9 protein-coding genes and 1 pseudogene are annotated in these 4846 nt (G+C 61.2%); 6 read left to right on the top strand and 4 right to left on the bottom strand.

Annotation, left to right across the window (positions count from 1 at the left end):
* The 6 genes from ACMV18_RS05920 to ACMV18_RS05945 all read left to right on the top strand — a co-directional run.
* A partial coding sequence (locus ACMV18_RS05920) for a DUF6900 domain-containing protein (protein WP_420817077.1) occupies positions 1-235 on the top strand: 235 nt, incomplete at its 5' end.
* A gap of 7 nt (positions 236-242) precedes the next feature.
* On the top strand, positions 243-809 hold the full coding sequence (locus tag ACMV18_RS05925; RefSeq protein WP_420817078.1) for a DUF3489 domain-containing protein: 567 nt from the start codon (positions 243-245) through the stop codon (positions 807-809).
* A 13-nt stretch (positions 810-822) separates the two neighbouring features.
* Positions 823-1164 (top strand): hypothetical protein, encoded by a 342-nt coding sequence (locus tag ACMV18_RS05930; protein WP_420817079.1) that lies wholly within the window; start codon positions 823-825, stop codon positions 1162-1164.
* Positions 1139-1498: a hypothetical protein gene (locus ACMV18_RS05935; RefSeq protein ID WP_420817080.1), complete on the top strand. Its 360-nt coding sequence runs from the start codon at positions 1139-1141 to the stop codon at positions 1496-1498. The genes ACMV18_RS05930 and ACMV18_RS05935 overlap by 26 nt, the downstream gene beginning before the upstream one ends.
* Positions 1499-1603: 105 nt before the next feature.
* On the top strand, positions 1604-1867 hold the full coding sequence (locus ACMV18_RS05940; protein WP_011886395.1) for a hypothetical protein: 264 nt from the start codon (positions 1604-1606) through the stop codon (positions 1865-1867).
* A 104-nt stretch (positions 1868-1971) separates the two neighbouring features.
* Positions 1972-2346 carry a hypothetical protein gene (locus ACMV18_RS05945; RefSeq protein WP_420817083.1) on the top strand — a complete coding sequence of 125 codons (375 nt, stop codon included), beginning with the start codon at positions 1972-1974 and terminating at the stop codon, positions 2344-2346.
* Between the two features lie 10 nt (positions 2347-2356).
* On the opposite strand, the gene ACMV18_RS05950 is transcribed toward ACMV18_RS05945, so the two are convergent.
* The 4 genes and pseudogenes from ACMV18_RS05950 to ACMV18_RS05965 all read right to left on the bottom strand — a co-directional run.
* Positions 2357-2893, bottom strand: a complete 537-nt coding sequence (locus ACMV18_RS05950) for a DUF6933 domain-containing protein (RefSeq protein WP_420817084.1) — start codon at positions 2891-2893, stop codon at positions 2357-2359.
* Positions 2866-3996 carry a Fic family protein gene (locus tag ACMV18_RS05955; RefSeq protein WP_420817081.1) on the bottom strand — a complete coding sequence of 377 codons (1131 nt, stop codon included), beginning with the start codon at positions 3994-3996 and terminating at the stop codon, positions 2866-2868. Before ACMV18_RS05955 ends, ACMV18_RS05950 begins: the two co-directional genes overlap by 28 nt.
* A 60-nt stretch (positions 3997-4056) precedes the next feature.
* Positions 4057-4656 (bottom strand): group I intron-associated PD-(D/E)XK endonuclease, encoded by a 600-nt coding sequence (locus ACMV18_RS05960; protein ID WP_420817082.1) that lies wholly within the window; start codon positions 4654-4656, stop codon positions 4057-4059.
* Positions 4653-4846: pseudogene (locus tag ACMV18_RS05965) on the bottom strand (DNA methylase N-4); the annotation flags it as partial. The gene ACMV18_RS05960 and the pseudogene ACMV18_RS05965, both read right to left, overlap by 4 nt.

The raw sequence follows: 4846 nt of genomic DNA on the forward strand, positions 1-4846 counted from the left end.
CGAATCGATCGCCCTGGACCACCTGTTCATCGAAACCCTGCAAACCCGCCACCGCGACAGCCTGGACTTCCACGACGTCAGCGTCTGGGGTGTCAAAAGCGCCCTGCAAGCCGCGTTTGATGCTGGGCTGCGTGCGGCAGGCGGCGCACCGAAGCAGGCCGTGCACCGCGTGCGCAAAGTCACCGCAGCACATCAAACCAGTGGCAACGGCAGCACCGCCGTCCTGCAAGCGTGAGGGCGTCATGACCATCTCACTCAACCCCAACCAGCAGGCCATCCTGGAGCACGCCGTTCAAGACAGCGGCGGCAAGATCGCCTGGTTCCCCGAGCACATCAAGGGCGGCGCCCGTGCCAAGGTGCTCGAGGCTTTGTTCAAACGTGGCCTGATCACGCCCGATGGCGATGACTGGGTGGTGGCTGCCGAGGGCTACGACGCCTTGGGCCTGCCCCGACCGGGCGCCTTGCCACCGACCATCACGCTGGACGATCCAGAGCTGGAGGCCGATGTCGCCAGTGCCGAGGCCAGTTGGCAACAGCCTACCCAGGACAAGCCGGTTCGCACCCGCGCCGACAGCAAACAGGCCCTGGTCATTAGCCTGCTGCAGCGCCCCGAGGGCGCCACGATCACGCAGATCATGGAGGCCACGGGGTGGCAACAACACACCGTGCGCGGGACCCTGGCCGGCACGCTCAAGAAGCGTTTGGGGCTGACCATCACATCAGCCAAGGAGGCCGGTGGTCAGCGGGTGTACCGCATCGAGACCACTTCAGCAGGCACCGCTACCGCTATCAATTCGGAGGCTGCATGAACGCCGCCCCAACTTGGCGCGCCTCGATGAACTCGGGCAGCGCCTGGCCGACCAGGCGTTTCGCACCCTGATCAGCCTGCGCCCTGAAATCCGCAGCGCCAGCCCGGCGCGCCAGGAAGCGGTGTGTGCCGCGATGCGGGCCAAGGTGGCGCCAAGCATCGACAGCCTGCTCGAAGACGCGCGGCTCGCGCCCTGTTTGGCCGAGGCGGCGTTTCACAACGCCGTGCTGACCCTGGCACTGACCGGCGTCGAAGCCTTGCAGGCCAAGGCCGTGAGCTCCAAGTACCGATCCAACAGCCCAACCGCCACACCAACCATAAAGGCCCGTCATGCCCACCATGTCCATCACCATTGAACGCACCCCCTTGATCCTCCAGTGGGAGGGCCAGGAGATTCAGGTCGAGCAACTTGGCATCCGGCTGCCCTTTGCGCGCAAGCCCGAGAACCTAAAGGACATGAGCGCCAGCGGCGACTACCTCGTCTACGTCACCGAGACCCGGACCATGACGCCCGAGGAGTTCGATGGGTTTGCTGCCAACCTGCTGGTCTCGCGCGACTGGCTGGCGGGCAAAGGCGGGTACGTGGGCAATGGGCGCCTGTGCGTGGAAGTCCATGCTCCCGGTCGCCCGTACCTCTATGTCGACCCGTCTGGCGGCGACTACGCCCGCTATGCGGCCCGCCTGGGCTAGTGGCTGCGCCGCCACGCTGGTCATCTTCTTCCATCAAAGCCTTGGCTTTGCATCGCAACAGCGCGTCAATGGGGTCATTGCCAAACGATTGAACGGAGCCACACCATGACCCTCGACCTCGACACCCTGATGCGCCAAATGACCGAGCAAAAGGCCAAAGACGCCTTGCTCACCGCCCGATCCACCCTGGAGCGCAGTCTGCGGGAGTTGGACCATTACATCGAGCGACTCGACACGGCCGAGACGCCGCACGACAAATCGCAGGTGATGAACTGGGCGCTCAACGCCCTGGCCTGCAACATCACGCCCAACCTGCGCCTGGACCTGATCGCCAACGCACAGGCAGAACTGGCCAGCGTCGCGAAATGATCACGCTCTCGATAAATGATCGTGAAAGCCTTGGCTTCTGTGCTCTACAGCGCGTCAATGGAGTCATCGCCAACACAGAAACAGACATAGACACGGAGCCGACGATGACCACCACCCAGCAAGCAAAAATCCCCGCAACGCAAAATGAGTCGTGGGGCCTATTTGGGACCCTCGGCGAGCACGCCGAAGCCGCCTGGCCCATCGCGATGACGGCGATTTCGGACGCCACCAACCAACCTCTCGACTCGGTCCGCGCCTTCCTGGACAGCCGCCATGGCCGTCACTTTGCCGACGATGTACTCAACGGCCTGCACGCCGGATTGAACCTGCGCGATGCGATCCACGCCGCCACCCAACGCTGGATGGGCTGGACCATCGGTCGCCTGACCAGCAAGCAGCACGGGATTCCCAAAGGTCTGCCCTACCTGACGGGCTTTGTGATTCACTGCGAGATCGTCGAAGAGGCCACGGCCGAATAGCAGATACCACTCAATGAACGCCGCCGCCAGCCGCCAACTCACGCACAGCATCCTCCGGAAAGCCAGCCCCTTTGGAGAGTGGCCCACAAGGCACCCCTGCCAACTTTAGTGACAACGCCAAGGCATCTGCGGGAGCACCTCGGTCGCGGAATGCCTCGGCGAGGAAAGCAAACTCGTTCATCGTGCCCCCCACGGTACGGTTCGCCGTCTTTGCATAGACCACTTCGCCCATACCCTCGACTTCGGCCTGAATGAATTCGGGGGGCAGGCCCAAACCCTGCAGCACTTTTTTCAGCGCTGCTGGAAATCGCTTGGCCAATGTGGCCGCCGGTGCCAGCGGCATCATCACGGGCAACAGCGTTCGCTCGTTCACCAGCAGCGCCATCTGCGGCTTCCAGAACAAGGCCGTGGCATACCAGTTGCCCAATCGCGTGTTTGCGTTGCAGGGCACAGTGATCTGGGGCTGAACCCGATCGAGCAGTTTTTTGGTGCAGTGAGCGTGAACATGCTGGCCAGCGATCAGGGTTGATCGCCAACCGGCATCAATTCATAACTGGTGCTGCGGCCGCTGGCCTCTGATTTTTTCAGCGCCCCGCGTTCAACCAGATCGGAAATGTCACGCAGCGCCGTGTCCTGCGAGCACTTGGCAATTGCCGCCCACTTGCTGCTGGTCAATTTGCCGTCAAAGCTATCGAGCAACTTGTTGAGCAATTTGATCTGCCGATCGTTCATCGGCACACCCGCCCAGTGCTGCCAAAAGCGCGCCTTGGCCAGCACCGAAGCCAATGTAGCCTCGGCCCCCTGGATGGCCCTGAGCAGGCAGGCTAGGAACCATTCCAGCCAGGCTGTGACATCCATGTCGCCTTTTTGCGTGGCCTCCAGGCGATCGTAGTAATCCTTGCGCTCGTGCTGGATCTGGGCCGACAGGCTATAGAAGCGCTGCGCCGACTGTTCGGCGCGGGCGAGCGCCATGTCACCAACAGCACGCGCGATACGGCCATTGCCATCCTCAAACGGATGGACAGTCACGAACCACAAATGCGTCAGACCTGCCTTGATGACCGGGTCATCGTGCTGGTCCACATTGAACCAGTTCATGAAATCCACCATCTCAGCATCCAGCAAATGGGCTGGCGGTGCTTCGTAATGAACCTTCTGGCGATGGATCGGGCCTGAGACCACTTGCATGGGTCCCAGGGCATCGTCGCGCCATTGGCCCACGCGGATTTTGGTGAGGCTGCTGTAGCCGGTGGGAAACATGGCTGCGTGCCAGCCGAACAATCGCTCTGCTGTCAGGGGTGTATGGTGCCGTTGCGTGGCGTCGAGCACCATGTCCACCACACCATCGACATGCCGGTCGGCCGGAGCCAGTGCGCCAATGTCGACACCCAGGCGGCGGGCAATGGACGACCGCACCGAGTCGGGGTTGAGTTTCTCACCTTCGATTTCGCTGGTCTTGAGCACATCCTCGGTCAGGACACGCAAGGTCGCCTGATCGCGGACATCCAGCCCCAGGTCGTGCATACGACCGAGCAAATGCCCCTGTGCCATGTGGGCCTGGGCGAGCAAAGGTGCCAGTCGCTTGTGGTCGTAAACCCAGTGCGGCCAGTTGTTTTGCTGCCAGATGTAACGCTTATCTTCGCTTACCATGCGGTGATTGTGGGCGGTTTTCACCGCACCGTCAAGATAATCTCCGCACTTATTGCGTCTTTAAGCCGATGGATTAACCGTATTAAATTGCCTTGGCAGTGACAAATCCTCCTGCTGATTGCCACGCAGGACGCTGTTCAAGGCGAACTCAAATTTTGCATCCTCGAAATAGCGGCATTTCACGCCACCATCGCCATACCGCAGACCGGGCACGCGGATCGCTATGCAGTCGTTGCGGCAATCAGCCAATGCGTAATACGCTATCAACCGGCGATCGAGCGCGACCAGGGCTAGAACATCGAAGTCCTCTGCGCTGTACCGTCGCCGTCCGCCCTTGCCGGCACGGCGAGTATGAAACACATACAGAGGTGTGCCGCGATTAAGCGAAGCCGGTGTCTTGGGCATTTTGGTGGACTTCACCTGAACCCGTAGCACCCGATTGCCAATGTCGACTGCAATGTCGTACGGCACGCCTTGCGAAGTTGGGTACGCCACCCAGCCGTTGAGCAACAAGTCGGCCATGACCAGGTACTCACCGGCACGGCCAACTTCCATTTCGGCGCTAACCCGCAAGACATGATGGCGAGAAGCAATTCCATGATCATCAAAACTTTCCTCCTCCGGTTCCGGCAGATCGAGAAAGCTGAGCTGCCTGATCACGCCGGAGCCTCTTGAATCGTCACCTCGTCAAAGACGCGCTGGCCGTCCGCAGAGATAGCCTTGCCGCCACTGAATTCCTGCCAACGGCGAACAATGACGTCGCAGTACTTCGGGTCCAACTCCATCATGAAGCAGCGGCGCCCTGATTTTTCGGCGGCGATCAGCGTACTGCCTGAACCGCCAAAGCAAT

It is taken from the genome of Aquabacterium sp. (assembly GCF_048860245.1).
Taxonomy (GTDB): domain Bacteria; phylum Pseudomonadota; class Gammaproteobacteria; order Burkholderiales; family Burkholderiaceae_C; genus Aquabacterium.

What these genes read in the sequence shown, in the direction of transcription:
- ACMV18_RS05940 (WP_011886395.1), top strand. Translation starts at nt 1,604, where the DNA reads ATGACCCTCGACCTCGACACCCTGATGCGCCAAATGACCGAGCAAAAG.
- ACMV18_RS05925 (WP_420817078.1), top strand. Translation starts at nt 243, where the DNA reads ATGACCATCTCACTCAACCCCAACCAGCAGGCCATCCTGGAGCACGCC.
- ACMV18_RS05955 (WP_420817081.1), bottom strand. Translation starts at nt 3,996, where the DNA reads ATGGTAAGCGAAGATAAGCGTTACATCTGGCAGCAAAACAACTGGCCG.
- ACMV18_RS05935 (WP_420817080.1), top strand. Translation starts at nt 1,139, where the DNA reads ATGCCCACCATGTCCATCACCATTGAACGCACCCCCTTGATCCTCCAG.
- ACMV18_RS05945 (WP_420817083.1), top strand. Translation starts at nt 1,972, where the DNA reads ATGACCACCACCCAGCAAGCAAAAATCCCCGCAACGCAAAATGAGTCG.